Here is a 26,682-nt window from a genome sequence, read left to right on the forward strand (position 1 = left end):
TCGGCACGAGTCTTGGATGCGACATCGAAGCCGTAGGATCGGCGATGCGCCTGGGGGCAGGACGATGACGGCCGCAACGCTCACCATCTCGAGCCGCAACTACTCCTCGTGGTCCCTGCGGGGCTGGCTGATCTGCCGGATGGCGGGGCTCGACTTCGAGACCGAGGTTCTGTCCGGAGCCGATCTCAACAGCCGGGCGGAACTGCTGCACCTGTCGCCGTCCTTCCTGGTGCCGCGCCTGCGCCATGGCACTGTCGTGGTTTGGGACTGCCTCGCCATCGCCGAGTACCTGGCCGAGACATTCCCGGAGGCCGGCTTCCTGCCCGGGAACGTGGCGGAGCGGGCCCATTGTCGCTCGATCTCCGGCGAGATGCATTCCGGTTTCGTCAATCTGCGCTCGGCCCTGCCGATGAATCTGCGGGCGTTCCACCCTGACTTTCGGGTGTTCAACGGCGCGAAAGCCGATATCGAGCGCATCGTCACGATCTTCGACGATTGCCTCGACCGCTACGACGGGCCGTACCTGTTCGGCGCGCGGCCGTGCCTGGCGGATGCCATGTTCGCGCCGGTCTGCACCCGCTTCCGCACCTATGACGTTTCCCTGCCGCCCCGTGCCGCCGCCTACCGCGACACGATCCTGCACTGGCCGCTGATGGTCGAGTGGGCCGAGGCCGCCGCCGACGAGCCGGACGAGATCGAAGAGCTGGAGATGGAGTTCTGAAACGGGGGTGCCGTCATGGCGCGCGGAGCGAAGCAATCCAGGGAATCGCGAAATCGGCAAGCGTGGCGCTACTGGGTTGCTTCGCTCCGCGCGCAAAGACGGTTGGCCATGGCGGAGACCGGTCAGTCATCTGCAGGTAGGATGCAATTTATTGCAGGGCACCCATTTTTGTTGCGGTGCACGCAAAAAGATCCTGGGCCCTGTTGAGACCGAGAAAATCTTTTTCCTCAGCCACTTAAACCTTTGGTATCGAACCGGCGAATCCGCGAGTTACAGCTCGACAAACGTCCTTTGTCGCGCAACCGGACAGCTCGATTGAAGCCAACCGGCAATTCTGTTCCTCTTCGCCTTAGAACAGGAACAGACTGGGCTGGAAACCATGGCGCGTCACGAGCCCTGGAGCGCAGAGCGCGCATCCGGGATCATCGCCGAACACACCCATCTCGAAGGGGCCACGCTGCCGATCCTGCACGCGCTGCAGGAGACGTTCGGCTACGTGGATTCCGGCGCCGTTCCGCTGATCGCGGACGCCCTGAACCTGTCCCGCGCCGAGGTGCACGGCTGCATCACCTTCTACCACGACTTCCGAGCCCACCCCGCCGGCCGTCACGAGGTGAAGCTGTGCCGGGCCGAAGCCTGTCAGGCCATGGGTTCGGACAAGCTGCACCGCGAGATCCTCGGCCGCCTGGGCTGCGGCTGGCACGAGACGACGGCTGACGGCAGCGCCACGGTCGAGCCGGTCTACTGCCTCGGCCTCTGCGCCAACGGCCCCGCCGCGCTGGTGGACGGTGAGCCGGTCGCGCATCTGACCGCCGACGCCCTTGAGGCCGCCCTGACGGAGGTGCGCCAGTGAGCGTCACGCTTTACATCCCGCGCGACGCCGTCGCGCTCGGCCTCGGCGCCAACAAGGTCGCCCGTGCCCTCTTCGCCGGCGCCGAGCGCCGCGGCCTGGACGTCACCATCGTCCGCACCGGCTCCCGCGGCCTGTTCTGGCTGGAGCCGATGGTCGAGGTCGGCACGCCCGAGGGGCGGGTCGCCTACGGGCCGGTGACGGTCAAGGACGTCGATGCCCTTTTGGATGCCGGCCTGACCACGGGCGGCGACCACGCCCTGCGCCTCGGCGATCCGGAGACGATCCCCTACCTCGCGCGGCAGCAGCGCCTGACCTTCCACCGCTGCGGCGTGATCGATCCGGTCTCCGTCGAGGATTACCGGGCCCATGGCGGCTATCGCGGCCTGGAGGCCGCCCTGAAGCTCGATGCCGAGGGCATCGTCGCGGCGGTGCGCGATTCCGGCCTGCGCGGCCGGGGCGGTGCCGGCTTCCCGGCCGGCATCAAGTGGAACACCGTGATGCTCGCCAAGGCGGACCAGAAATACGTGGTCTGCAACGCCGACGAGGGCGATTCCGGCACCTTCGCCGACCGGATGATGATGGAGGGCGACCCCTTCAACCTCATCGAGGGCATGACCATCGCGGCCGTCGCGACCGGTGCCACCCACGGCTACATCTACCTGCGCTCCGAGTACCCGCAGGCCTTCGCCACCCTCAAGGAGGCGATCGCCAACGGCATCCAGGCCGGCGTGCTCGGCGACAACATCCTCGGTTCGGGCAAGACCTTCCACTTGGAAGTGCGCCTCGGCGCCGGCGCCTACATCTGCGGCGAGGAGACATCGCTGCTGGAGAGCCTGGAGGGCAAGCGCGGCATCGTGCGGGCGAAGCCGCCGATCCCGGCGCTCAAGGGCTTCCTCGGCAAGCCGACGCTGGTCAACAACGTCATGACCTTCACGGCCGTGCCGTGGATCCTGGAGAACGGCGCCAGGGCCTACGCCGATTACGGCATGGGCCGGTCGCTCGGCACCCTGCCGATCCAGCTCGCCGGCAACGTCAGGCACGGCGGCCTGATCGAGATGGCCTTCGGCATCACCCTCCGTCAGGTCATCGAGGATTTCGGCGGCGGCACCCGCTCAGGGAGGCCGGTCCGGGCCGTGCAGGTCGGCGGGCCGCTCGGGGCCTACTTCCCCGACCATCTCCTCGACACGCCCCTCGATTACGAGGCGATGGCGGCCAAGAAGGGCCTCGTCGGCCACGGCGGCATCGTGGTGTTCGACGACACCGTCGACATGGCCTCTCAGGCCCGCTTCGCCTTCGAGTTCTGCGCCACCGAGTCGTGCGGCAAGTGCACGCCCTGCCGCATCGGCGCGACCCGCGGCGTCGAGACCATGGACAAGGTGATCGCCGGCATCCGGCCGGAGGCGAACCTGAAGCTGGTCGAGGACCTCTGCGAGGTCATGACCGACGGTTCGCTCTGCGCCATGGGCGGTCTGACGCCCATGCCGGTGATGAGCGCGATCACCCATTTCCCCGAGGATTTCAGGCGCGCCGGCGATCTGCCGGCCGCGGCCGAGTGAGGAGACGTCGATGGGCCTGATCAAGGAGATCGACTACGGCACGCCGATCCGCGTCAGCGAGCAGACGGTGACGCTGACGATCGACGGCATGTCGGTGACGGTGCCGGCCGGTACCTCGGTGATGGCGGCGGCGATGCATGCCGGCACGCAGATCCCGAAGCTCTGCGCCACCGACTCGCTGGAGCCGTTCGGCTCCTGCCGCCTGTGCCTCGTGGAGATCGAGGGGCGGCGCGGCACCCCGGCCTCCTGCACGACCCCGGCCGAGAACGGCATGGTGGTGCACACGCAGAACGAGAAGCTCGCCAAGCTCCGCAAGGGCGTGATGGAGCTCTACATCTCCGACCACCCCCTCGACTGCCTGACCTGCGCGGCGAACGGCGACTGCGAGCTGCAGACCCAGGCGGGCGTCGTCGGCCTGCGCGACGTGCGCTACGGCTACGAGGGCGACAACCACGTCCGGCCGAGCTCCGAGAAGTACCTGCCGAAGGACGAGTCGAACCCGTACTTCACCTACGACCCGTCGAAGTGCATCGTCTGCAACCGCTGCGTCCGCGCCTGCGAGGAGGTGCAGGGCACCTTCGCGCTGACCATCGCGGGCCGCGGCTTCGACAGCCGCGTGGCGGCCGGCCCGACCAACTTCTTCGAGTCCGAGTGCGTCTCCTGCGGCGCCTGCGTCCAGGCGTGTCCGACGGCCACGTTGCAGGAGAAATCGATCCACGCGTACGGCCAGCCCGAGCACGCGGAGGTGACGACCTGCGCGTATTGCGGCGTCGGCTGCTCGTTCAAGGCCGAGATGCAGGGCGAGCGCGTCGTCCGCATGGTCCCCTACAAGGGCGGCAAGGCCAACGAGGGCCATAGCTGCGTGAAGGGCCGCTTCGCCTACGGCTACGCCACCCACAAGGACCGCATCACCAAGCCGATGATCCGCGAGAAGATCACGGATCCGTGGCGTGAGGTCTCCTGGGAGGAGGCGATCGACCGCGCGGCCTCCGAGTTCAAGCGGATCCAGGCCAAGTACGGCAAGGATTCGGTCGGCGGCATCACCTCGTCGCGCTGCACCAACGAGGAGGCCTATCTCGTCCAGAAGCTGGTGCGCGCCGCCTTCGGCAACAACAACGTCGACACCTGCGCCCGCGTCTGCCACTCGCCGACCGGCTACGGCCTGATGTCGACGCTCGGCACCTCGGCCGGCACGCAGGACTTCAAGTCGGTCGAGCATTCCGACGTGATCCTGGTGATCGGCGCCAACCCGACCGACGGCCATCCGGTCTTCGGCTCGCGGATGAAGAAGCGGCTGCGCCAGGGCGCCAAGCTGATCGTCGCCGATCCGCGCAAGATCGACCTCGTGAAGTCGCCCCACATCAAGGCCGACTATCACCTGCCGCTGAAGCCCGGCTCCAACGTCGCCTTCATCAACGCGCTGGCGCACGTGATCGTCACCGAGGGGCTGGTCGACGAGGCCTATGTCCGCGAGCGCTGCGATCTGGCCGAGTTCGAGTCCTGGGCCCGGTTCATCGCCGATGAGCGGCACTCCCCGGAAAGCCAGCAGCCCTTCACCGGTCTCGACCCGGCGGAGGTCCGCGGCGCGGCCCGGCTCTACGCCAAGGGCGGCGCGGCCGGCATCTACTACGGGCTGGGCGTCACCGAGCACAGCCAGGGTTCGACCATGGTCATGGGCATGGCCAACATTGCCATGGCCACCGGCAACATCGGCAAGCTCGGCGCCGGCGTGAACCCGCTGCGCGGCCAGAACAACGTCCAGGGCTCCTGCGACATGGGCTCGTTCCCGCACGAGCTCACCGGCTACCGCCACGTGTCGGACGACGCGACCCGCGAGAGCTTCGAGGCCCTCTGGGGCGCCAAGCTCGACAACGCCCCGGGCCTGCGCATCACCAACATGCTCGACGAGGCCGTCGAGGGCTCGTTCAAGGGCATGTACATCCAGGGTGAGGACATCGCCCAGTCGGACCCGGACACGCACCACGTGACCTCGGGCCTGAAGGCGATGGAGTGCATCGTCGTCCAGGATCTGTTCCTGAACGAGACCGCCAAATACGCGCACGTCTTCCTGCCGGGCGCCTCGTTCCTCGAGAAGGACGGGACCTTCACCAATGCCGAGCGCCGCATCTCCCGCGTGCGCAAGGTCATGGCCCCGATGGGCGGCTACGGCGACTGGGAGGGCACGGTGCTGCTCTCCAACGCGCTGGGTTACCCGATGAACTACAGCCACCCGTCCGAGATCATGGACGAGATCGCCTCGCTCACCCCGAGCTTCACCGGCGTGTCCTACGCCAAGCTCGACGAACTTGGCTCGGTGCAGTGGCCCTGCAACGAGAAGGCGCCGCTCGGCACGCCGATGATGCACGTGGACCGGTTCGTCCGCGGCAAGGGCCGGTTCATGATCACCGAGTTCGTGGCCACCGAGGAGCGGACGGGCGCGAAGTTCCCGCTGATCCTGACCACGGGCCGGATCCTGTCCCAGTACAATGTCGGCGCGCAGACCCGGCGCACCGAGAACTCGCGCTGGCACGAGGAGGACGTGCTGGAGATCCACCCGTTCGACGCGGAGCTGCGCGGCATCGTGGACGGCGACCTCGTCGCCCTGGAGAGCCGCTCGGGCGACATCGCCCTGAAGGCCAAGGTCTCCGAGCGGATGCAGCCCGGCGTGGTCTACACCACCTTCCACCACGCCAAGACCGGCGCCAACGTCATCACCACCGACTACTCGGACTGGGCGACCAATTGCCCCGAGTACAAGGTGACGGCGGTGCAGGTCCGGCGGACCAACCGGCCCTCCGACTGGCAGGCGAAGTTCTACGAGGAGGACTTCTCCCTGACCCGGATCGCCCAGACCCTCGACGCGGCAGAGTAAGAGTACCCGATGAGCGCGGTGACGCAGGCGGACAAGCTCGTCCGCATGGCCAACCAGATCGCCACCTTCTTCCGGTCCTACCCGGAGGAGGAGGCGGTCGCGGGAATCCAGAAGCACATCAAGGCGTTCTGGACGCCCAAGATGATCGCGCATCTCGAGGCCGCCCTGCCGGAGCAGGGCGACCGGGTCGACGATCTGGTGCGGCGGGCGCTGCACGGCGCCGAGCCGGCCGCCGACAGCCCGGTGCGTCCCGCGACCCGGGACCCGCAACTCGCCGGGGCCGGGGCCAGCGACGCGGGCTGAGACCGGCGGTAAAGCGCGGAGCGCGCGTGATCAGGACCCCTTGCGGGGCCCTTTTCTTTGGCCCTGCTGCATACAAACCGTTGCAATCAGGATTAAAAATGTCGCCCAAGCGTGGCGCGACTCTGGTGCCCTGCACACAGATCGCGCATCATCCTCCGACAAGCCGCCCATCCAAGTGGCTGCCGGAGAGGATGACGTCATGAGTCTTGGGGTTGCGGGTGCGGTCGCGCCCGATGTCGCGCCGGGTCTGCTCTCGCGCGAGCGCATCGTCGCCCGGCCGGGCTTCAACCGGTGGCTGGTTCCGCCGGCGGCGCTCGCGATCCATCTCTGCATCGGGATGGCCTACGGCCTCTCGGTCTTCTGGCTTCCGCTGACGCGGGCGCTCTCCGTCGGCAAGCCCGCGCCGGCCGCCTGCCCCGACATGGGCGTGATGACTGCCCTGTTCACCACCACCTGTGACTGGCGCGTCAGCGACCTCGTTACGGTCTTCTCCATCGGCATCGTCGTGCTCGGCCTGTCGGCCGCCCTGTTCGGCGGATGGCTGGAGCGCGCGGGCCCGCGCAAGGCCGGCATCGTGGCCGCGTTGTGCTGGGGCGGCGGCTTCCTGATCGGCGCGCTCGGCGTCTATGTCCACCAGCTCTGGCTGGTCTGGCTCGGCATGGGCCTGATCGGCGGCGTCGGGCTCGGCCTCGGCTACATCTCGCCGGTTTCGACCCTCATCAAGTGGTTCCCCGACCGCCGCGGCATGGCCACCGGCATGGCCATCATGGGCTTCGGGGGCGGTGCGATGATCGGCTCGCCGCTCGCAGACACCCTGATCAAGGGCTTCCGGACCGCGGACTCGGCCGGTGTCTGGCAGACGCTCGCGGTGATGGGGGTCGGCTACATCCTGTTCATGCTGGGCGGCGCCTTCGGCTACCGCGTTCCTCCGGCCGGCTGGCGCCCGGATGGCTGGACGGCTCCGACCGCCAAGAACGCCATGATCGCCTCGGGTCACGTCCACCTGCGGGACGCGCACAAGACCTTCCAGTTCTGGATGATCTGGCTCGTCCTGTTCCTCAACGTCTCCGCCGGTATCGGCGTGCTGGCGCTGGCCTCGCCGATGCTCCAGGAGATCTTCGGCGGCGAGCTGATCGGCCTGCCGGGCACCGGCTTCGCCGCCCTCGACGGCGGCCAGAAGGCGCAGGTCGCGGCAATCGCGGCCGGCTTCGTCGGCCTGCTCTCGCTGTTCAACATCCTGGGCCGATTCTTCTGGGCCTCGATGTCGGACCGGATCGGGCGGAAGGGCACCTACGCGATCTTCTTCGCGCTGGGCGGCCTGCTCTACGCGGCGGCGCCCTGGGCGGCCGGCATCGGCTCGCAGGCTTTGTTCGTCGCGATCTTCTGCGTGATCCTGTCCATGTACGGCGGCGGCTTCGCGACGGTCCCGGCCTACCTCGCCGACGTGTTCGGCACACAGTTCGTGGGTGCCATCCACGGGCGTCTGCTCACCGCGTGGTCGATGGCGGGCATCGTCGGGCCGTTCGTCATCACCAAGATCCGCGAGGCGCAGGTCGCCGCGGGCGTGCAGGGGGCGGACCTCTACGGCCGGACCATGTACGTGCTGGCGAGCTTCCTGGCGGTCGGTTTCCTCTGCAACCTCCTGGTCCGGCCCCTGGCCCAGCGCTGGTTCATGTCCGATTCCGAGCGGGCGTCCCTCGACGTCCGCACCGGCGCCACGGCCGATGGGCCGTCCGGATCCTTCGGCATCGGGCGCGGCGGTTTCAGCCTCGGCGCCGCCCTGGCCTGGGCGGTGGTCGGCATCCCGATCGTCTGGGGCATCGGCATCACCCTGTCGAAGGCCTTCATCCTGTTCCGCTGAGGCCGGGCCGCCGGTTGTGGCGGGCGCGGCGGGCCGCTAGGCTCGGCGCGCCTCGCCGTGCCGGGATCCTTCCGTCGTGATCGACAAGCTGGACTTCCTGCTCGCGCTCGCCCGTGAGCAGCATTTCGGCCATGCCGCCGAAGCCTGCGGGGTGACCCAGCAGACCCTGTCGGCCGGCGTGAAGCAGCTGGAGAACCGCTTCGGCGTGCAGCTCGTTCTGCGCGGATCCCGTTTCCAGGGCTTCACCCCCGAGGGTGAGCGGGTGCTGGAATGGGCGCGCCGCATCGTGGCCGACGCGCGGGCGATGCACGAGGAGGTCACGGGCCTGCGCCGAGGGCTGACAGGCCACCTGCGCATTGCCGCGATCCCGACCGCCCTGCCGATGGTCGTGGAGCTGACGACGCCCTATCGGGAACGCCATCCCGACGTGCGACTCTCGGTGGAGTCCGCGACCTCGGCAGACATCTTCTCACTGATCGAGAATCTGGAGGCCGATGCCGGGCTCACCTATCTCGACAACGAGCCCCTGGGGCGCGTGGTGTCGGTCCCGCTGTACCGGGAGCGCTACCGCCTGGTGACGGCCATCGGCGGCCCTTTCGACGGGCGGTCGAGCGTCACCTGGGCCGAGACCAGCAGCCTGCCGCTCTGCCTGCTCACGCCCAACATGCAGAACAGGCGGATCATCGACCAGCAGATCCGCGAGGCCGGCGCGGACCCCGCCGCCACCCTCGAGTCCAACTCGATGATCGTGCTGCTGACCCATGTGCGCACCCTGCGCTGGGCCTCGATCATGCCGGAGATCCTGGTGGACGCCCTGGGCCCCATGGATGGCGTGCGCGCCATTCCGATCACCGCCCCGGACCTGGAGCACACGATCGGCCTCGTGGCCCCGCGCCGGGAGCCGTCGACACCCATCGTGACGGCTCTGGTCGCTATCGCCCGGTCGCTCGCGCGGACGCTGGACCCCGACCTGTCTCGATCCGCGCAGGCCTGACCACCGGCCGCGCCGCCCAGGCCGGCCGGGTCAGAGGCACGTCAGGACAGGAAAAACTCGGGCTCCGGCGGAGAGGGCATGTTCCGTCGGCAGGACCAGACGAGGCCGCCCGCAGCGTCCTCTGTGAGGATCCCGATGCCCGGTACATCCGCCAGGAACGCGCCCATGGCGCGGCTGGCAACCTCGATCGCCGCGGTGACGGTCGGCGCCTCGATAGTCTGGGAGGCTATATCGACGCTGCCTTCGGCCCGGCGCCGAGCTATGCGCAACCTGTATTGCATTCGAATACGCAACTCAAGTTATAATCTCAGACTTTCGGATGGCACTTCTGTATAAAGATCATGTTTTCCGCAAAAGCACAATGGCGGCAGCGTTTTATGCGCGCGGCGGCGCTGTAAATGCCACTTCTGCTTACAAAACTTGATAAATTGCAACTCTGCGTGGCTTGATCGAGGCGCGGATTTGATAGTTCATGAACCGTGAGGGGTGGCGGCGGAGAATTTCTGGTGATGTGTTCGCGCTCGAAGATGCCGCGCCGTTCACAGCCAGCGGTACTCGTCGTGGAAGATGAAGTCATTGAGCGGATGGCCGCCGTCGAGGGACTGGAAATCGCCGGATACGAGGCCGTTGACGTCTGCAGCGCGGCGGATGCTGTCTGTGCCTTGGAAAATTTAGACACTATTCGTGTGGTCATCACCGATATCGATCTGCGCGGTCGGCTCGACGGTATCGTCTTGGCGGCCTGCATCGACCGCCGCTGGCCGAAGGTCGGCATCATCATGACCTCCGGCAAGGTCGAGCCGGTTCCCGGCGACGTGCCGAGCGGGGCCTGTTTCCTGCGCAAGCCCTATGCCCGAGCGCGTATGCTGGCTGCCGTGCGGGGCATCATCGCGCAGCACGCCTGAAGACTGCGCGGGTCGCGATCTGACCTGCGCCCGGTGCACGGCGGCCCGGCCTGTCCGGGTAACGGCTCCGGCGCTGCCGGCCGCGCGCGGCGTGAAGCGATCGGGACAACGCTGGGCCGATCGAGGGTGCGCAACCCTGGGGCAGGCGACTGCAACCGTCATGACGGCGTAGTCTCGAGCGATGCGGTCAGACGGGGATCCGATCGTCTGGCCCCGACTGCCGGGCTGCGGGGTCGAGCGGGATCGCCAGCGACGCCACGACGAGGGCCATGAAGAACAGGACGTACTGATTGACCGAGAGCTCCTCGAACATCAGCGACGGGATCAGGAACAGGGCTGTGTAGGTCAGCAGCGGACCGGCAGCCGCGGGCGCCGTCAGGATCCGTATGAGCCCCGCGACGAGGAGCAGAAGCGTGGCGAGTCCGCTCTGCAGCGCCAGGGAGACGAACCCGTTATGCGGCGTCACGAGGCCGGTGAGCGCCTGGAGTTCCTCGCGCCGGGCGATCTCGCCGACGCCGAACGGGTAGGCGGCGACGAGCTGAAGGGCGGAGACCCCGGACAGGAACCGCTCGTCGACGTTGCCGGAGAGGTTGGTGTCCGCGGCGAAGCGCCTCTCGAGCGCCTGCGCCAGGGTCCCGGGGAGGGGGATGTCCCCGGTCAGCGACCAAGCGATCGCCAGGACGCTCAGGATCCCGAGCACGCTCAGCACGACGGGCGCCCGCAGGTTCCGCCGCATCAGCACGGCCAGACACAGCAGCGGCATGAACAGGCCCGCCCGGTTGTTCGTCAGGGGGAAGCTCGTCAGCAGGGCCGCGACATAGACGAGGTAGATCGCCTTCACGCGGTAGCGCAGGCTCAGCAGCAGTGCCGCAGCCCCGGCGACCGCGAAGACGTGGCCGGTCTCGTTTCCGGAGACCCAGAGCCCGCCCAGCTTGTCCTGGAAGAACAGCCTCAGTTCCTCGTCGACCCCGTCCGTCGGAACCGCGAGGCCGAAGCGCTCCAGGGACGCGCCCGTCGAGGCGAGCAGCAGGACGGCGACGGATCCGAGGAGGCCCGCCAGCAGGCCCATGCAGAAGGCATTCTCGAGGCGCCGGTCGCGGAACAGGACGAGCAGGATGAACCCCTGGACGATGTAGAGCAGCAGGACGAGCGTCAGGTAGATGTCGCCCGCCAGCGTGTGCGCCTTCAGGACCAGAGAGATCGCGATCAGGGCGACGATCCCCATGATCGGCGCGATGTTGTGCAGGGCTTCCGCGACGACGGCGCGGCGTAGGCCGAACCAGGGGATCAGCAGGAAGGGCAGGAGATCGGACAGGCGCTGGAACGGCAACCCGAAGGACGAGGTGAGAACGTTGAACTGCAGGGCCGCGCCGAGGAGGAAAACGGCTGCGCCGTCGACCACGACGGACGATGCCGGCGCGTGCTCCCTCATCGACGCTGTCCGTCCCGTCATGGTCCCGACCCGTTCGAACGCCCGCGCATCCCGCCGCGGGTGCCGGTCCGTCGCCGTCACTCTCGCCCACAAAGGTTGGCGGAGGGTGCAGATCAGCCGTTGCGGCGCAGGAAGAAGGCGAGGGCGGTCCGCACCGTATTCCGCATGAGGGCCTGGGCGAGCCCGGCATAGGCCAGGACGCCGACCCCGACCGCCGCGAACAGGCCGAACCGGTCGCCGAAGGCCTCGCGGATCGGGTCCTGGACCAGCAGAACCAATCCCGCCATCACCGCCGCGCAGGTCGTCACCGGCAGGAGCACGCGGGCGAGGTTCAGGTTGCTCACCGAGACGAGGCGGCCGGCCCGGCCCACGATCAGGGGCGTGAACAGGTAGGCCCGCACCACGTGCCCGGCGGCCAGAGCCGCGAGTCCCAGGGGCGCCGTCACGACGGCTGCCACCGCGCCGAGGCCGAACTGGGCGCCCGCCAGCCGCAGTGCGGTGCCGGTCTGCCCGAGCGCGGTGAAGATCATCCACAGCATCGAGGTGGCGACGAATTCCGGCGCCAGGAGCGCCAGCGTCCGCAGGACCGGCGCCGCATCGTGCCACTGGTCGCCGAACAGGAACGGGATCAGCGTCGGGGCGACGGCCGCCATGCCGAAGAAGGCCGGGACCGCCACGAAGGCCGAGGCCACGGTGAAGCCCCGGAAGGCCGCTGCGAGCTCCGCCGGTTGGTCCTGCAGGCGGGCATAGGTGGTCAGGCCGACCGTGGTGAGGGGGATGACCGCCACTTGGCTCACGAGGTCGATGCACCGCCACGCGAGGCGCAGGTACCCGACATCGGCGGCCGACAGGAAGTAGGCGGCGATCACCTCCTGGCTGCGGATCGACGCGACGAGCAGCAGGTAGGTGCAGAAGATCCGCGAGCCGAAGGCGATCTGCGCGCGCGCGGCGGCGAGGTCCACCCGGCGGGCCGGGATCCAGCGGGACGCCGTCCAGGTCAGCAGCGTGGTCGCCGTGGCGGCGACGAGGCGCTGCACAACGAGGCTCCAGACGCCGTAGCCGGCAAACGCCAGCGCCAGGGCGGCCGCGCCCCCCAGGATGTTGGAGCCGAGCGCCCGCAGGGCGAGCTTCCGGAAGCCGAAGCTGCGCTGCAGGCGCGCCTCGTGGATGGCGCCGGCGGCGGTGATCACGAAACAGGCCGAGAGCGCGCACAGGACCGGGCGCAGCTCCGGCAGGTCGAAGATCCAGGCGATCGGGGCCGAGAGGGCCACCAGCGCCGCCGCGCAGAGCGCGCCCGCCGCGAGCATCACCCAGAACGCGGTGGCGGCGAAGTCTTCGTCGCAATCGGCGCGCTGCACCACCGCGTCCGGCAGGCCGCAGCGGGCCACGATCTGCAGGATGTCGATGAAGACGGCGGCGATCGCCACCATCCCGAACTCCGCCGGGCCGATCAGTCGCGCGAGCACGAGGAAGACCCCGAAGCTCAGGACGACGTTGCCCACGGAGGCGAGCGCGACCCACCGCGCCGCGTCGAAGGATCGGCCGGTCACCTCCCTGCCGGAGAGGCCCGGCACGATCTCGGAGGCGTCCGCGGCCGCCGCGGCCTCGGTCAGAACCGGCGTGCCGGCGCTCACGGCCGGGCCGCCCGACGCTCGGCGACGAGTTCGGCGTAGAGGTCGAGGTACTTCTCGGCGACGCGCTCCGAGGTCGATTCGCGGATGACGTGCTGGAAGCTGCGCTCATCCGGCAGATCGCCGCGCCCCCGCGCGATCACGGCCTGCAGCCGCGCGGCGAGGTCGGCATCGTCGCCCGGCGTGAACAGCCAGTCGGCGTTGTCCTCGCCGATGAGTTCGGGAATCCCGCCCGAGGCGGCGCCGATCACCGGGACGCCCATCGTGTAGGCTTCGTAGATCGTGCGCGGCGAGGGCTCGGCCCAGAACGACGGCACGACGAGCACGTCGATGGCGCTGAGGAAGTCGGCGGGCTTGGCCCAGCCGACGAACTCCACCGGCAGGCCGTCGGCCCGCGCCTTGAAGCGTTCGATCGAGTCGTCCATCGCCTGCCCGGCCACGAGGCAGCGCCAGTCGCCGGGCCCGATCCGGCGGAACGCGTCGATCAGCGTGCCGACGCCCTTCTCGGTGTTGATCCGGCCGAGATAGCCGAAGGTCATCGGCTTGCCCGTCCGGTCGATCCGCCGCCGCGCCTCCGGGTCGCCCTCCGGGACGGTGCAGGAGTAGAAGATCACCCGGCGGCGCTCCGGCGCGAGATGGGTGAACAGGCCGTGGGCGACGTGGGTCTTGAGGATCTCGGTGCCGACGCTCACGACGGCGTCCACGGCGCGGTTGGTGACCTGCTTGGCCGCGTTGACCACCTTGCAGCCGAGGTGCCAGCGCTCGCACGGCTTGCCGTTCTTGAACATGGCGGCGTTGCCGCAGATCAGGTCGTACTCGCAGACCGTGTGGACGATCGGGATGCCGCGCTTGGCCGCCTCGCGCCAGACCAGGGTCGAGACGTCGAGAAGCGAGTGCGTGTTGACGATGTCGGGCCGGAAGTCGTCGAGGACCCGGCCGAACTCGGCCGCGATGGCGAAATTCCACTGCTGCTTGAGCTTCGCCCAGGCACGGCCGACGCGGCTCGCCTTGGGCCAGTCCTCCAGCCAGAAATCGTTGTGGTGCGCCATGCGGTAGACGGTGACGCCACCGCGCACGCTCTTGGGCTCGGGCTCCCGAGCGATGCAGGCCGCCGCGACCGTGTGGCCCGCCGCGACCAGTTCCTCGGCGAGGTGCTCCACCGAGCGCTCCGCGCCGCCCACGATGTAGGGCGGGTAGAGCGCGCTGAGGTGCAGGATCCGCAGCGGCGTCGTGGCGGCGCGCAGGGCACTGCTGTCGAGCCGCGCGTCGCGACCCGAGGCGGCCGGCGTGCCGGGCATGAGGCGGGCGTAGGCCTGGGGCAGGGCGGCGGCGGTCATGGACGGCACTCGCTGAGGTGCGGGCGCTTCGCGCGCGCCGGGGAGGGTTCGGAAAGCAAAGCGCTGCGGGCCGCAGCGTAGAGATCGAGGTAGGCGGACGCGACGGCGGCCGGATCGGTCCCGGCGCGGACCGCCGCGGCGCGGGCGAGCCCGTCGGCGAGCCGGCCGGGCTCGTCGATGACCCGCGCCATCGCCGTGGCCAGGGCAGCGGGGTCGCCGGGCGGCACGAGCCACGGGCCGTAGCCGATCTGCTCGCCGATGCCGCCGATGGCGGTCCCGATCACCGGCACGCCGCGGCCATAGGCTTCCGCCACCGTCCGGCCGAAAGCCTCGGGCCAGACCGGCGGGACGACGAGGCAGTCGATGCCGTCCAGGAAGGCGTCGCGCTCCGCGTAGCCCAGGAAGGTGACCGGCAGCCCCTCGGCTCGGGTTTGGTAGCGGTCGAGCCCGTCCGCGGCCCGGCCGGCGACCGCGAGGTGCCAGCCCCGGTGCGGCAGGCGCCGGCAGGCGTCGAGCAGCACGTCGAAACCCTTCGACGGCTCGATGCGGCCGAGATAGCCGAACCGCACGGGCGCGCCCGGTGATCGCGGCTCGCGGGTCGGCGGGTCAGCCAGCGGGATCGGGTTCCAGATCACCTGACGCAGGGCCGCCGGCACCGTCTCGAAGAAGCCGGCCGCGACGTGCCGGTCCAGGATGTCCGAACCCACGGCGGCGACCGCCGTGACCGCCCGCTGGCAGCGCCGGTGCGGCTCCGAATAGACCCGGCATTTCAGGTGCTGGCCGGCGCAGGCTTGGCCGTGCCGTGCCATCGCGCCGTTGGTGCAGAGGCTCGTGAAGTCGTGCAGCGTATGCACCACCGGGACGCCGAGCCGCCGGAGCATCGGCCAGATGGCCGGGGGCAGCTCCGAGATCGAGTGCGTGTTGACGACGTCCGGCGCGAAGTCCCGGACCGCGGCCGCCATCCGGGCGAGCGTCGGCCGGTTCCACTGGGTGGCGAGCTTGTAGCGAAGGCGGTCGAGGCGCCCGCGCTGCGGCCAATCGAGGATGTGGAACGGCGTCCCGTGGCCGGTGCGGTAGACGGTGACGCCGTCCTGCATCGCCGGCGCCTGCACCTGCCGGGAGGCGCAGGCGACCGCGACCGCGACGGCGTGGCCCAGCCCGACCTGGCTGCGCGCCAGCGTCTCGACCATCAGCTCCGCGCCGCCGACCTGCTCGGGCGCGTAGAGGGAGCTAAGGTGCAGGATGCGCATGCGGCACCTCCCGGGCGGGATCCGCGCGCGCGGCGTCGCGGAGCGCGTCGAGGAGCAGCGCCTCGTAACGGCGAGCCGTCTCGGCCCAGTCGTACCGGCGGGCGTTGTCGTGACCGCGGGCGATCAGCGCGTCCCGCAGCCCGGGCTCGTCGATGAGGCGGCGCAGGCAGGCCGTCAGAGCCGCGGCGTCGGCGGGGTCGAAGGTCAGCGCGCCCGCGCCGGCGATCTCGGGGGTGGCGGACCGGTTCGAGCAGATCACCGGGCAGCCCAGCGCCTGCGCCTCGAGGACGGGCAGGCAGAAGCCCTCGGCGAAGGACGGCACGCACAGGCACAGGGCGCTCCGGTAGAGGGCGGCGAGCCGGCCCTCGCCGACCCGCGCCAGGCGCGTCAGCCGCACCGGGGCGTCGCCGAGGGCGCCGGCGATCGCCTCGTCCGGATCCTCGCCCACGTGGACGATCCTGAGTTCGGGCTGGCCGAGGGCGACGACGGCCCGGGCCAGGGTCGCGAAGTTCTTGTTGTAGAGGGCGTTGCCCACCGCCAGCACGAAGGGCCCGGCCGGGGCTTCGAACGTCGGATCCGTCGCCGCGGGATCGAGCATCGCGGCGGAGGGGATCGTCTGCGTCCGGTCCCGCAGGAACGGATAGTGGCGCCCGAGGTCGGCCCGGGTCGTCGCCGAGACCGCGACGACCCGGGCGCTGTTGCCGAGGACCAGCCGGAAGATCGGGTCCGTGGTCAGCGCCTCGCGCGACCCCGTGCGGTCGGGCATCGTCCGGAAGTAGAGATCGTGGACGACGCTGACCCGCGCGCGTCCCCCGAAGGCCGCACCGTAGGGGTCGGCATTGAGAACCACGTCGATGTTCCGGGTCCGGCACAGCTTCGGGACTGCGAAGGCCTGCCGCAGGACGTCGAGCAGCATGATGCGCGGGCGCGCGACCGTGACCACCTCGATCCGGTCGCGGATCGCCGGGGGCAGCTGCGCGCGCGTCCAAGGCGAGCGGAGCACGACCGAGAAGGTGCCCCGCTCGAGCAACCCGGCGATCACCCGGAAGGCGACGAGCGCGACCCCGGACGGCCGCCCGGCGAACTGGCTCGGCATGTTCACGAGGACGCGCGGCATGTCGGTTCCATCGGCTCCGATCGTTTGGGAGGATCGCCGGCCGCTCAGGCGCGGGCGGCGACCTGGCGGATGAGGTCGGCGAGGGCGGTCTGCATCCCGGCCGCCCCGTAGCGGGACAGCGCCCGCTCCCGGGCGAGGCGGGTGCGCGGCGCGAAGGCGTCCGGCGCCGCCAGCAGCTCCGCGAGTGCAGCGGCGAGGCGGTCGGGCCGCCGCGGCGGCACGAGGGTGCCGGCGGCGCCGCCGTCGAGGATCTCGGACGAGGCGCCCGCGTCCGTGGCGACCACCGGCACGCCGGCCAGCATCGCCTCGACGAGGGTCCGGCCGAACGGCTCGGGATCCACCGACGGGTGCACGACCGCGTCCACCGCCTGCATCAGCGTGGGCACGTCCCCGCGCTGGCCGAGGAACAGCACCCGGTCCGCGACGCCGCGCGCCGCCGCCAGATCGCGCAGCTGCGCGGCGTAGGCGTCCTCGCCGAACAGGGGCGCGCCGACCACGATGCATCGGACACCGGGAAGCGTGGCCAGCGCCTCGATCACCACGTCCTGCCCCTTCCAGGGCGCGAGGCGGCTGAACACGCCGATGAGGGGCCCCACCGGCAGGCCGAGTTCGGCCCGCAGAACCGCCGGGGGGCGGGGATCGCGGTCGAGGTCGAGGCCGTTCGGCACGATCGTCGCCAGGTGCGATCGCCCGCCGGCCCGCACGAAGGCGTCCGCCGCAGCCTGCGACGGCACGACGACCCGGGCCGCGCAGAGGTTGGCGAGGCGCGCCTGCACGATCCGCTGGGCCCGGCCGAAATGGGCGCCGTCGAGGATGTCGTGCAGGTGCCAGATGATCGGGCGACCGGCCAACCGGGCGGGCAGCGCCGAGAGCAGGAAGGCCTTCTGCGAATTGGCGTAGACGACGTCGCAGTCGCGCGCGGCGCCGGCCAGCTCCAGCGCGAGCCCCGCGAGCCGCCCGAGCACCGGAAGGGCGCGCAGGGGCGAGGCATCGCGGCGCAGGCCCGACAGGCCGGTGCCGCGACGCGCCAGGCGGATCTCGAGACCCCGGCTCCTCAGGTCGCTGGCGAGGGCGCCGTCCTCGAACAGGAAGGCTGCCGAGCCGGGCCAGGGGCGCACGACGTCGCGCAGGACGAGTTCCGCCCCCGACATCGTCCCGGTATGGCTGACGAACAGCACCCGGGGGCGGCTGCGCTCCGCGATCTGGACCCCGCGGCTTCCGTCGAGGGGCCGGCCGGCAGGAAGCGCCTCGGCGGGCAGGGCGCCGCTCATCACACCGCCTCCGCGTGGCGCGGCTCGGGAAGCGGCGTCACGTCGTAGGTCGGCTGCAGGCCCGGCCTGACCATCGTCATGGCGATGCCGAGGACTGTGCCCCCCGCCCGGCGCAGGTTCGCCACGGTCTCGACGGTGTCGGAGAGCTGCGAGCGGCCGTAGCGCGCGCAGCAGAGCACGCCGTCCACGTGGCGGGCGAGCATCGACGCGTCCATCAGGAGGCTGGTCGGCGGCGTGTCGAGGAGAACGAGGTCGTAGCGGCGGCTCCAGGCGATGAAGTCGCGCATGCGTTCGCTCATCAGCAACTCGGTCGAGTCCGGCGTGGGGGTCCCGGCCGGGATCACGTCGAAGCGGCCGGTCGAGACTACGGCGTCGGCGGGGTCGATCTCGTTGCGGAGAACGCCGCCGAGCCCGGGGCTTCGTCCGAGGCCGAGCGATCCCTCGAAGTTCGGCCGGCGCAAGTCGCACTCGACCAGGAGCACCCGGCGCCCGCTCGCCGCACCGATCCCCGCCATCGCGAAGGCGGTGAACGACTTGCCCTCGCGGGGTTTCGACGAGGTCACCAGGACGACCTGCGAGGCGCTCCGGCCCACCAGCACCAGATGGGCGTGGAGGTTGCGCAGGACGTTCTGCATCGTCGGGTCGATCCGCGCCCGCGCCAGGGCGTCGGGCAGGTCGAGTTCCCGATGGCGGTCGGAGAGGCGCCCGACCAAGCCGGGGGCCTCCAGCCACGGCAGCTGGGCGAAGACCGGGGCGCCGGTCCCCGCCATCAACTGCGCGGAGGTCCGCACCCGCCGGTCGGTGACGTCGCGCAGGAGCGCCGCCGCGGAGGCCAGCACGCCCGCGAGCACGATGCCGCCTGCCAGGAACGGCAGGGTCTTGGGCGAGAACGGCTCCTGCGGCAGTTCGGCGAGGCTGACCAGCCGGGTGCTGCCGGTGAGGATGCGCCGCTCGGTCTCCAGCTCGCCCGTGCGCTTGACGAGATCGGCGTAGCGTGTGCGCTTGATCTCGGCGTTGCGGACCATGCCCTCGATCGAGGCCTCGTCGTCCATGGCGGCGGCCGCCTCGGTCTTGGCCGTCTCGAGCTGCGCGCGGAGCGACGTGGCCAGGGCGCTCGACGCCTCGTAGGTCTTGCGCAATCCCTGCGCGATGGTGCCGATCTCCTGATCGATGCGCGCGCGCAGGCTCGCCCGCTCGGTGATCAGCGCCCGGATCGCCGGATGGTTCGTCCCGAGGTTTGTGCTCTGGTTGGCGAGCTGGGCGCTGACGCCGCTGAGCTGCTGCTTGAGCGCCACGATGGTCGGGCTGGCCAGCACCGCGGGGGCGCTTTCGGAGCCGTCGCGGCTTCGGTTCTCGATCTCGCCGAGGCGCGCGGCGGCGTCCGCCTTCGCGGCCTCGGCATTGGCGAGCTGATGGCTGATGTTGGTGAGGCGCTCGGCGCTGATCGGCGCGCTCGACCCCTTCAGCAGCCCCTTGCGGCGCCGGAAATCCTGGATCCGGGTCTCGTCGCTGCGGATCGACGCGTCGAGCTGACTGACCTCGGTGTGCAGCCAGTCGGCCGCGGACTTGCGGCTGGAGGCCTGGGCCTCGCGCTGATCCTCGAGGAAGGCGTTGATGAGGGCGCTGGCCATCGTCTGCGCCGTCTCGGGCAGCGGCGACTTGTAGCCGATGGTGATGATGCGGGACCGCCCGGAACTGGTGACGGCGTAACGCTTCTGCAGGTACTCGACGAGGGCGTTGCGGTCGGTCGTCAGCTTCAGGCAGGCCGCGTCCTTCTTCTCCGAGATCGTCGCGGGACGTCCGCCGGTGGCGGCGTAGCGGCACTCGGCCAGCACGGGGGCGGCGAGGCCGTCCTCGATCGCGAGCCGCAGTAGCCGCGGGGAGCGGATCACCAGGATCTGGCTCTCGATGTCGGCGGGGTCGCCGATCTTCTGGATCCAGGCCATCGAGGCGTTGTGGGCGCCCGGTTCGGCCTCCGCCACGATGACAGAGCCGCTCGCCACGTATTGCGGCTGGATCATCATCAGGGCTGTGATGGCGAGGCCGAGGACCGCGGTGAACACCACCGCGAACAGGGTGCGGCGGCGCCAGATCCGGGCGAGGGGCGCGGCGAGACCCTCGCGGCGCTCCGTCGCCGGCGGGGCGGCGCGGACCGGAGACCGGTTCGCCAGGTCGACCGTCATGAGCGACATGGACATCGTCCTCAGCCCACAGCTTCGAGTCGCGGAAGGATGCGCGGCCGGGTCTCGCAGGCCGCCCGATGCTGAGCCATCTGCTCGTCCACGAAGCGCGAGAAGCGGACCCGGAACAGATCGGCCGAGAACATCTCCGCCTGGGACCTGCAGGCCTCCCGGGTGAAATGGTCCTCCTGCTGGATGAACCGCCGCACGCAGGCCGCGACCGCATCGGGTTCGGGGGTCTCGAAGAACATGCCGGTGCGCTGCGGGCCGCGCACCTGGACGGTTTCCCGGGCGCCCCCGCGGCCGAGCGCCAGCACGGGCGTGCCCTCGGAGGAGGCCTCCAGCACGATGATGCCGAAATCCTCCTCGGCGGCGAAGATGAAGGCGCGGGCGGTGGCCATGAGGTGGCGCAGCCCCGCGTCGGAGACGAAGCCGGCGAAGGAGACGTTGGGTCCGGCGATCGCCCGGAGATGCGCGGCGTCCGGACCGGTGCCCGCCACGGTGAGGTGGAGGTCCGGGAGTTGCGCGAAGGCGCGCACCACCGCCTCGACGTTCTTGTAGGGGACGAGCCGGCTCGCGACGAGGAAGTGGTTCCCGCGCGGCCCCTCGAAGCGCTGGTCGGACAGCGTGATCGGCGGGTGGATCACCTCCGCGGAACGGCCGTAGACCTTCTTGATCCGCCGGGCCACGAAGGCCGAATTGGCCACGATGGCGTTCGGCCCGGCCGCGGTTCGGAAGTCCCACACCCGCATCCGATGCAGCACGAGGCGGGCGAGCAGGCTCTTGACCCCGGCCTCGCAACCGCTCTCCCGCAGATAGGTATGCTGCATGTCCCAGGCGTAGCGCATGGGCGAGTGGATGTAGGATACGTGCAGCTGGTCGGGTCCGGTCAGGACGCCCTTCGCCACCGCGTAGCTGCTCGAGATGACGAGGTCGTAGGCCGACAGGTCGAATTGCTCGATCGCGAGGGGCATCAAAGGCAGGTAGTTCCGGTGCCGCGTGCGCGCGAAGGGCATGCGCTGGATGAAGCTGGTATGCGCCTGCTCGTAGCCGAGGCGGGCCCGATCCTCCTCCGGCAGGAAGTCGAACAGCGCGTAGACGTCCGCGCCGGGATAGATCCTGAGCAACTGCTCGAGGACCCGCTCGGCACCTCCGACCACATACAACCAGTCGTGTACGATCGCGACACGCATCGCAGCTTCCTCGTCGGTGCGCCGAACGTCGGGGGCGGGTGTCCGCCAAGCGGATCTCGCCCTGGAAATGCGGTGCTGCCTACGGGGAGTAGAGTTTTCGCGGATAAAAAAGAAGTCAACGCCGCGAATGCAAGGATTAAATAGCATCCGTTCAGTGAGGAAAGAGCGATAGTAAGATTAATTGCAATTTAATATTAAGTTCGATATCGATTTCGGGTCGGCTGCCCGACGTCTCGATATCCGTGGTCGTCGGACGTCAAGCGGCCTCGGGCGAGGCATCTGGATCCCGCCGCGCGCAGGCGGCGCGAGCGTCCATCATGGGTGGCCCGCCGCGTCCGCCTCGATCTGGCAGTTGAGGTCCGGTTACGAGGTTGCGGCCTCCGCCACAGGGCGGGAGGCCGGCTGCCGATCGAACCGGCGCCGCAGGGCCGCGCTCAGCGGGACTTCGACGTGCCGGTACAGCATGTCTCCGATCGCGGCCGAGGCCACAAACGCGAGCAGGAAGATCAGCGTGACCCGCGGAAGGCCTGGAGCCAGGATGGGCGACACGACCTTCGCGGCGGTGTGCAAGAGGAGGTTGTGGACGAGGTAGAAGGAGTAGCTGGCATTTCCCTGCGCGAGCAGCCAGCGCGAGCGCACCAAGACCCCGCCGCGCTCCAGAAGGAGCATCGCGCCGACGATGAGGGTTGCTGCGGTGCCCCAGACCAGCGGCCGCATGAAACCGGTCATTTCAGGTCCGTAGCCACAGGCATCGGCGACGACCTGTCCGCCCAGAATGAGCAGGCCGGCCGCCGCGAAGGCTGCCACGGCCACGCGCCGAACCGGGAAGTCCGGGTTCGGCGCGCCGAGGCGCAGATAGACGTATCCGAGCCCGATCCCGGCGGCGAATTCGACCACGATCGGCTTCGTGTAGAACGCCCAGTAGAACCCCGGGCCGGGCAGGAGGCCGAGGAGCATCAGCCCGGCGAAAAGCGCACCTGCGGCCAGCGCTCTCTGAGCAAGCATCGGCACCAGCAGCAGGCCGGCGAAGGCTGCGTAGAAGAACATCTCATAATTGAGCGTCCAGCCGACCGAGACCAATGGCTCGATGTAGCCGCCGCGCGAGAACGGCACGAACAGCAGAGACTGCAGCAGATACTCCGCTCGGAATTCCATGATCCCGATGGGCTTCAAGCCGGTCATGGCGATCAGAGCCAGCCCCACTGTGACAAGCCAGTAGACCGGAACGACCCGCGCCGCCCGCCGCAGCAGGAAGCGTCCGGCCGTCTCCCCACGCCCGCTCGTGCTCACGAACATGATGAAGCCGGACAGGACGAAGAAGACATCGACGCCGGTCGCGCCGAAGGCGAAGAGGTCCGGCCTCGGCAGGATCGGCGCCGCATAGGGGCCGAAATGGGTCAGGAACACGCCGTATGACGCGAGGGCGCGCAGAACCTGCAGATTGTAGATCATGACGTGCCGTCCGGGGATGGCCGCCCGCCCAGGTCAGACGTGGCCGGGGTACCCTGCCGGATCCCGACCCGCGGAGTCACGAAATCTCCAGATTCTTCCTAAATACACATGCTGTCTCTTAGGGGTCGTTCCAAGTTTAAGTACTGGACACGGATTGAGATCACGTTTATGTGATTTATGCGTTCTGTGCGCTTGAAATTAAGCGATCGGAGCCGTTAGCGAGAATGCTCGTTGCTTCGGGAGGGCGGATGCCTAACCCTTGGCAGTCACAGTGGCGACGTTTCCGATTGCGAATCCAAGACGGCCCGGATTAAATTCGCTTACTATTGTTCAATGTAGTATTTGACTCGCGGTCGGTCGGCTCTATAGGGTTGCGACAACTTCGAAGGGGTTCTGCCTTGAATATCACACACATCATCCGTGAGATCCTCGGCTCGAACGAGGCATTCGCCGGCAAGGCCGATCAACTCTCCGAGGACGACAGCCTGTTCGACCTTGGTCTGGACTCGTTCGGTTCGGTGCAACTGATGCTCGCGCTCGAAGAGCGCTTCAGCGTCGAGTTTCCCGACAGCCTCCTGAACCGCAAGTCCTTCGCGTCGATCCGCTCGATCCGCGAGGCCGTCTCCACGCTGATCCATCAGGACGCCGCATGAGCACTCTGACCGCGCGCGCTGAGCGGGCGGCGGCTGTGGCAGCGCGCCACGCCGACGCCGTCGACCGCGATGGCCGCTTCCCTGAGGAAGCCGTCGCCGCCATGAAGGCCGAGCGCCTGCTCGGCCTCCAGATTCCGAGCCAGTTCGGCGGCGAGGGCGCAGGGCTCACGCAGATTGCCGAGCTGTGCAGCACCCTCGGCCATGCCTGCAGCGCGGCCGCGATGGTGTTCGCGATGCACCACATCAAGGTGTCGAGCCTTGTCACGCACGGCCTCGACAGCGCGTGGCACTGCCGGCTGATGGAGCGGATCGCCCGCGAGCAGCTGCTCGTGGCGTCCTCGACCACCGAGGCCGGCATCGGCGGCGACCTGCGCAACAGCCTCTGCGCGGTCGAGGCGACCGGCGATGTGTTCTCCCTGGGCAAGGACGCGTCGGTGATCTCCTACGGGTCGCACGCCGACCTGATCCTGGCCACGGCCCGCCGCAACCCGGATGCTCCGACCTCCGATCAGGTGCTCGTGGCGCTGCTCGCCGATCAGATCTCCCTCGTGCGCACCGGCGACTGGGATACGCTGGGCATGCGGGGTACCTGCAGCGAAGGGTTCCGCCTCGAGGCCCGTGACGTGCCTCTCGAGCAGATCCTGCCGAAGCCCTTCGCGGAGATCGCCGCGCAGTCGATGCTGGCTTCGTCCCATCTGCTCTGGAGCAGCGTGTGGTACGGCATCACGACCTACGCGGTCGACCGCGCCCGCGCCTTCGTGCAGGCCGAGGCGCGGCGCCGGCCCGGTCAGGTGCCGCCCACGGCGACGCGGCTGGCCGAGGTCTCCAACGCGCATCAGGCCATGCGCGGCACCATCGTGTCGGCCCTGCGCCGCTTCGAGGACGCGCACGGGGACGCCGACACGATCGGGTCGATCGGCTTCTCGGTGATGCTGAACAACCTGAAGGTCACGGTCTCCGACATGGCCGTGGATATCGTGCGGCGCGCGCTCGCGATCGTCGGGCTCGCGGGCTACCGCAACGACACGCCCTTCAGCCTGGGCCGACCACTGCGCGACGTCCTGTCGGCGCCGCTGATGATCGGCAACGACCGTATCCTCGCCAACACCGCCAAGCTCCTGCTCGTGCAGAAGGGCAGCGGCCAGCTCATGAGCGTGTGATGGAATCGCTGTCCTCCTCTCACGGCGAGGATCGTGCCGAAGGGGCACCGGTCGCGGAGCCGACCTTCCTCGACCGCCTGTTCGACCACGGTCTGCTGATCCGCACCGGGGTCGACGGTCTCTACGGCCGGAGCGGCGCCTTCGAGAGCGTCGTCGATGCCCTCGACCGGCTGATCACGCGCCTCGGCGCGGCGGACGGCGCCGAGGTCATGCGTTTCCCGCCCGGCATGAGCCGGCCGGCCTTCGAGCGGAGCGGCTACCTCAAGGGCTTCCCGAACCTCGCAGGCACGGTGCACAGCTTCTGCGGCGATTCCGCGGGCCATGCCGAGATCCTCGCCTGTGTCGAGGCCGGGCGCGACTGGACGGGCCAGCAGGAGGCGACCGACATCGTCCTGACGCCTGCGGCCTGCTACCCGCTCTACCCGGCCGCCGCCGCCCGGGGACCGCTCCCCGCCGAAGGGCGCCTGTTCGACCTGCAATCCTACTGCTTCCGGCGCGAGCCCTCGCTGGAGCCGACCCGGATGCAGCTCTTCCGGATGCGCGAGTACGTGCGCATGGGCAGCCCCGAGCAGGTTCTGGCGTTCCGTGAATCCTGGCTCGAGCGCGGCACCGCCATGATCCGCGACCTCGACCTCCCGCTCGCCATCGACGTGGCCAACGACCCGTTCTTCGGACGGGCCGGCCGGATGATGGCCAACAACCAGCGGGAGCAGGGCCTCAAGTTCGAGCTGAACGTGCCGGTCAACAGCGTCGACAAGCCGACCGCCTGCCTCAGCTTCAACTACCACCAGGACCATTTCGGCACCACCTGGGGGCTGCGTCAGGCTGATGGTGGCGTCGCCCACACTGCCTGCGTCGGCTTCGGACTGGAGCGGATCACCCTGGCGCTCCTGCGCCATCACGGCCTCGACCTCGCCGAATGGCCCGAGGCCGTGCGCGCCACGCTGTGGGGCTGAGGCGGTGACGGCCGCCCTTCGCCTGCCGTCGGGGTCCGGGCTCGCGGACCCCTACCTCCCGCACGCGCTCCACGATGCCGGCCGGGACTGGCCGGAGACGAACTGCTACGTGGATCTCTGGATCGAGCTGCTGCACGGCCGTGGCCTCGTGCCGGAGGCCATGCTGGGCTTCACCCTGCGCCAGGACTTCGAGGGCGACCAGTTCACCTTCTTCAAGCCGCCCCCGGGCGACATCGAGCGCCTCTACGGGCTGGAGGTGCTTGAACTCGCGGTCTACGCGGGGATCGAGGCGCATGCCGTGATCCAGGCGAAGGCCGGCCGGCCCGTGCTGGTCGAGGTCGACGCGATCTATCTGCCCGACACGAGCGGAACGACCTACGGCCGGGACCACGGCAAGACGACGATCGGCATCCTGGCCATCGATCCGGCGGCGGGCGAACTCGACTACCTCCACAATGCCGGCCGCTTCCGGCTCTCCGGCGCGGATTACGCCGGGATTTTCGGCCCGGCGACGCTGCCGCCCTACGCCGAGTTCGTGAAGGCCGTCGCGCCGCCCATGGACCCGGCCGAGCTTCCCGGGGCCGCCCGCGACCTGCTCGTGCGGCATCGCGCCCGGGCGCCGCGGCACAATCCTGTCCTGGCCTTCCGCGACGCGCTCGCCGCGACGGCCGACGGGCTGGTGTGTCAGCCGCTCAGTGTGTTCCACGCCTACGCCTTCAACACCACCCGCCAGCTCGGCGCCAATTTCGAGATGCTCTCCAGTCATCTGGCGTGGCTCGAGGGCCAGGGCATCGGAGCATTCGCGCCCGCGACCGAGGCGGCGGCCGACCTGAGCCGCGAGGCGAAGGCCTTCCAGTTCCAGCTCGCCCGCGCCTTCCACCGGAAGAGCGCCGCGGGGCTGGCGTCGCGCCTCGATCCGATCGCGGCGACCTACGACCGCGTCTTCGCGTCCCTCGACCGGGCTCTCGCCTCCTAAGAGCGATCC

General features: G+C 69.6%; 21 protein-coding genes. 12 read left to right on the top strand and 9 right to left on the bottom strand.

Annotated elements, in window-relative coordinates; all coding sequences use genetic code 11:
- Positions 1-64 precede the first annotated feature (64 nt).
- The 8 genes from MMSR116_RS29905 (at position 65) to MMSR116_RS29940 (ending at position 10,065) form a co-directional block, all read left to right on the top strand.
- A complete protein-coding gene (locus tag MMSR116_RS29905) occupies positions 65-721 on the top strand; it encodes a glutathione S-transferase family protein (RefSeq protein WP_039893442.1) in 657 nt (218 codons plus the stop codon).
- 379 nt (positions 722-1,100) lie between these two features.
- Positions 1,101-1,574 carry a formate dehydrogenase subunit gamma gene (locus tag MMSR116_RS29910; RefSeq protein WP_010684574.1) on the top strand — a complete coding sequence of 158 codons (474 nt, stop codon included), beginning with the start codon at positions 1,101-1,103 and terminating at the stop codon, positions 1,572-1,574.
- A complete protein-coding gene (locus MMSR116_RS29915) occupies positions 1,571-3,130 on the top strand; it encodes a formate dehydrogenase beta subunit (RefSeq protein WP_010684575.1) in 1,560 nt (519 codons plus the stop codon). The genes MMSR116_RS29910 and MMSR116_RS29915 overlap by 4 nt, the downstream gene beginning before the upstream one ends.
- Before the next feature lie 10 nt (positions 3,131-3,140).
- The gene (gene fdhF, locus MMSR116_RS29920; protein ID WP_010684576.1) at positions 3,141-6,002 is read left to right on the top strand and encodes a formate dehydrogenase subunit alpha; all 2,862 of its coding nucleotides are present in this window, start codon (positions 3,141-3,143) and stop codon (positions 6,000-6,002) included.
- 9 nt (positions 6,003-6,011) lie between these two features.
- Positions 6,012-6,305: a formate dehydrogenase subunit delta gene (locus MMSR116_RS29925; protein ID WP_010684577.1), complete on the top strand. Its 294-nt coding sequence runs from the start codon at positions 6,012-6,014 to the stop codon at positions 6,303-6,305.
- Between the two features lie 199 nt (positions 6,306-6,504).
- The gene (locus MMSR116_RS29930; protein WP_010684578.1) at positions 6,505-8,166 is read left to right on the top strand and encodes an OFA family MFS transporter; all 1,662 of its coding nucleotides are present in this window, start codon (positions 6,505-6,507) and stop codon (positions 8,164-8,166) included.
- A gap of 76 nt (positions 8,167-8,242) precedes the next feature.
- Positions 8,243-9,160, top strand: a complete 918-nt coding sequence (locus MMSR116_RS29935) for a LysR family transcriptional regulator (protein WP_010684579.1) — start codon at positions 8,243-8,245, stop codon at positions 9,158-9,160.
- A 509-nt stretch (positions 9,161-9,669) separates the two neighbouring features.
- On the top strand, positions 9,670-10,065 hold the full coding sequence (locus tag MMSR116_RS29940) for a response regulator (protein ID WP_244625717.1): 396 nt from the start codon (positions 9,670-9,672) through the stop codon (positions 10,063-10,065).
- Positions 10,066-10,252: 187 nt separating this feature from the next.
- Here the strand turns inward: MMSR116_RS29940 and MMSR116_RS29945 are convergent, their stop codons facing one another.
- The 9 genes from MMSR116_RS29945 to MMSR116_RS29985 form a co-directional block, all read right to left on the bottom strand.
- Positions 10,253-11,497 (bottom strand): O-antigen ligase family protein, encoded by a 1,245-nt coding sequence (locus tag MMSR116_RS29945; RefSeq protein ID WP_010684582.1) that lies wholly within the window; start codon positions 11,495-11,497, stop codon positions 10,253-10,255.
- A gap of 113 nt (positions 11,498-11,610) precedes the next feature.
- Positions 11,611-13,131: a lipopolysaccharide biosynthesis protein gene (locus MMSR116_RS29950; RefSeq protein WP_010684583.1), complete on the bottom strand. Its 1,521-nt coding sequence runs from the start codon at positions 13,129-13,131 to the stop codon at positions 11,611-11,613.
- On the bottom strand, positions 13,128-14,351 hold the full coding sequence (locus MMSR116_RS29955; protein WP_039893626.1) for a glycosyltransferase: 1,224 nt from the start codon (positions 14,349-14,351) through the stop codon (positions 13,128-13,130). The genes MMSR116_RS29950 and MMSR116_RS29955 overlap by 4 nt, the downstream gene beginning before the upstream one ends.
- Positions 14,352-14,461: 110 nt before the next feature.
- The gene (locus tag MMSR116_RS29960) at positions 14,462-15,715 is read right to left on the bottom strand and encodes a glycosyltransferase family 4 protein (protein WP_010684585.1); all 1,254 of its coding nucleotides are present in this window, start codon (positions 15,713-15,715) and stop codon (positions 14,462-14,464) included.
- Positions 15,696-16,832, bottom strand: a complete 1,137-nt coding sequence (locus tag MMSR116_RS29965; RefSeq protein ID WP_039893443.1) for a glycosyltransferase family 4 protein — start codon at positions 16,830-16,832, stop codon at positions 15,696-15,698. The genes MMSR116_RS29960 and MMSR116_RS29965 overlap by 20 nt, the downstream gene beginning before the upstream one ends.
- Before the next feature lie 44 nt (positions 16,833-16,876).
- Entirely contained in the window at positions 16,877-18,103 is a 1,227-nt protein-coding gene (locus MMSR116_RS29970) for a glycosyltransferase (protein ID WP_010684587.1), read from the bottom strand.
- Complete coding sequence (locus MMSR116_RS29975) at positions 18,103-20,295, bottom strand: GumC family protein (protein ID WP_010684588.1); 2,193 nt, start codon at positions 20,293-20,295, stop codon at positions 18,103-18,105. Before MMSR116_RS29975 ends, MMSR116_RS29970 begins: the two co-directional genes overlap by 1 nt.
- 11 nt (positions 20,296-20,306) lie before the next feature.
- Positions 20,307-21,476: a glycosyltransferase gene (locus MMSR116_RS29980; RefSeq protein ID WP_010684589.1), complete on the bottom strand. Its 1,170-nt coding sequence runs from the start codon at positions 21,474-21,476 to the stop codon at positions 20,307-20,309.
- 363 nt (positions 21,477-21,839) lie between these two features.
- Positions 21,840-22,928: an acyltransferase family protein gene (locus MMSR116_RS29985; RefSeq protein ID WP_010684590.1), complete on the bottom strand. Its 1,089-nt coding sequence runs from the start codon at positions 22,926-22,928 to the stop codon at positions 21,840-21,842.
- Between the two features lie 398 nt (positions 22,929-23,326).
- Between MMSR116_RS29985 and MMSR116_RS29990 the strand changes: the two genes are divergently transcribed.
- From MMSR116_RS29990 to MMSR116_RS30005, 4 genes are read left to right on the top strand one after another with little or no spacing between them, the layout of a single operon-like run.
- Positions 23,327-23,581 carry an acyl carrier protein gene (locus tag MMSR116_RS29990; protein ID WP_010684591.1) on the top strand — a complete coding sequence of 85 codons (255 nt, stop codon included), beginning with the start codon at positions 23,327-23,329 and terminating at the stop codon, positions 23,579-23,581.
- Positions 23,578-24,741 carry an acyl-CoA dehydrogenase family protein gene (locus MMSR116_RS29995; RefSeq protein ID WP_010684592.1) on the top strand — a complete coding sequence of 388 codons (1,164 nt, stop codon included), beginning with the start codon at positions 23,578-23,580 and terminating at the stop codon, positions 24,739-24,741. The genes MMSR116_RS29990 and MMSR116_RS29995 overlap by 4 nt, the downstream gene beginning before the upstream one ends.
- On the top strand, positions 24,741-25,697 hold the full coding sequence (locus tag MMSR116_RS30000; RefSeq protein ID WP_010684593.1) for an amino acid--[acyl-carrier-protein] ligase: 957 nt from the start codon (positions 24,741-24,743) through the stop codon (positions 25,695-25,697). Before MMSR116_RS29995 ends, MMSR116_RS30000 begins: the two co-directional genes overlap by 1 nt.
- Before the next feature lie 4 nt (positions 25,698-25,701).
- Positions 25,702-26,673, top strand: coding sequence for a DUF1839 family protein (locus tag MMSR116_RS30005; RefSeq protein ID WP_039893445.1), 972 nt, complete (start codon positions 25,702-25,704; stop codon positions 26,671-26,673).
- Positions 26,674-26,682: the final 9 nt, after the last annotated feature.

Source organism: Methylobacterium mesophilicum SR1.6/6 (assembly GCF_000364445.2).
Lineage (GTDB): Bacteria > Pseudomonadota > Alphaproteobacteria > Rhizobiales > Beijerinckiaceae > Methylobacterium > Methylobacterium mesophilicum_A.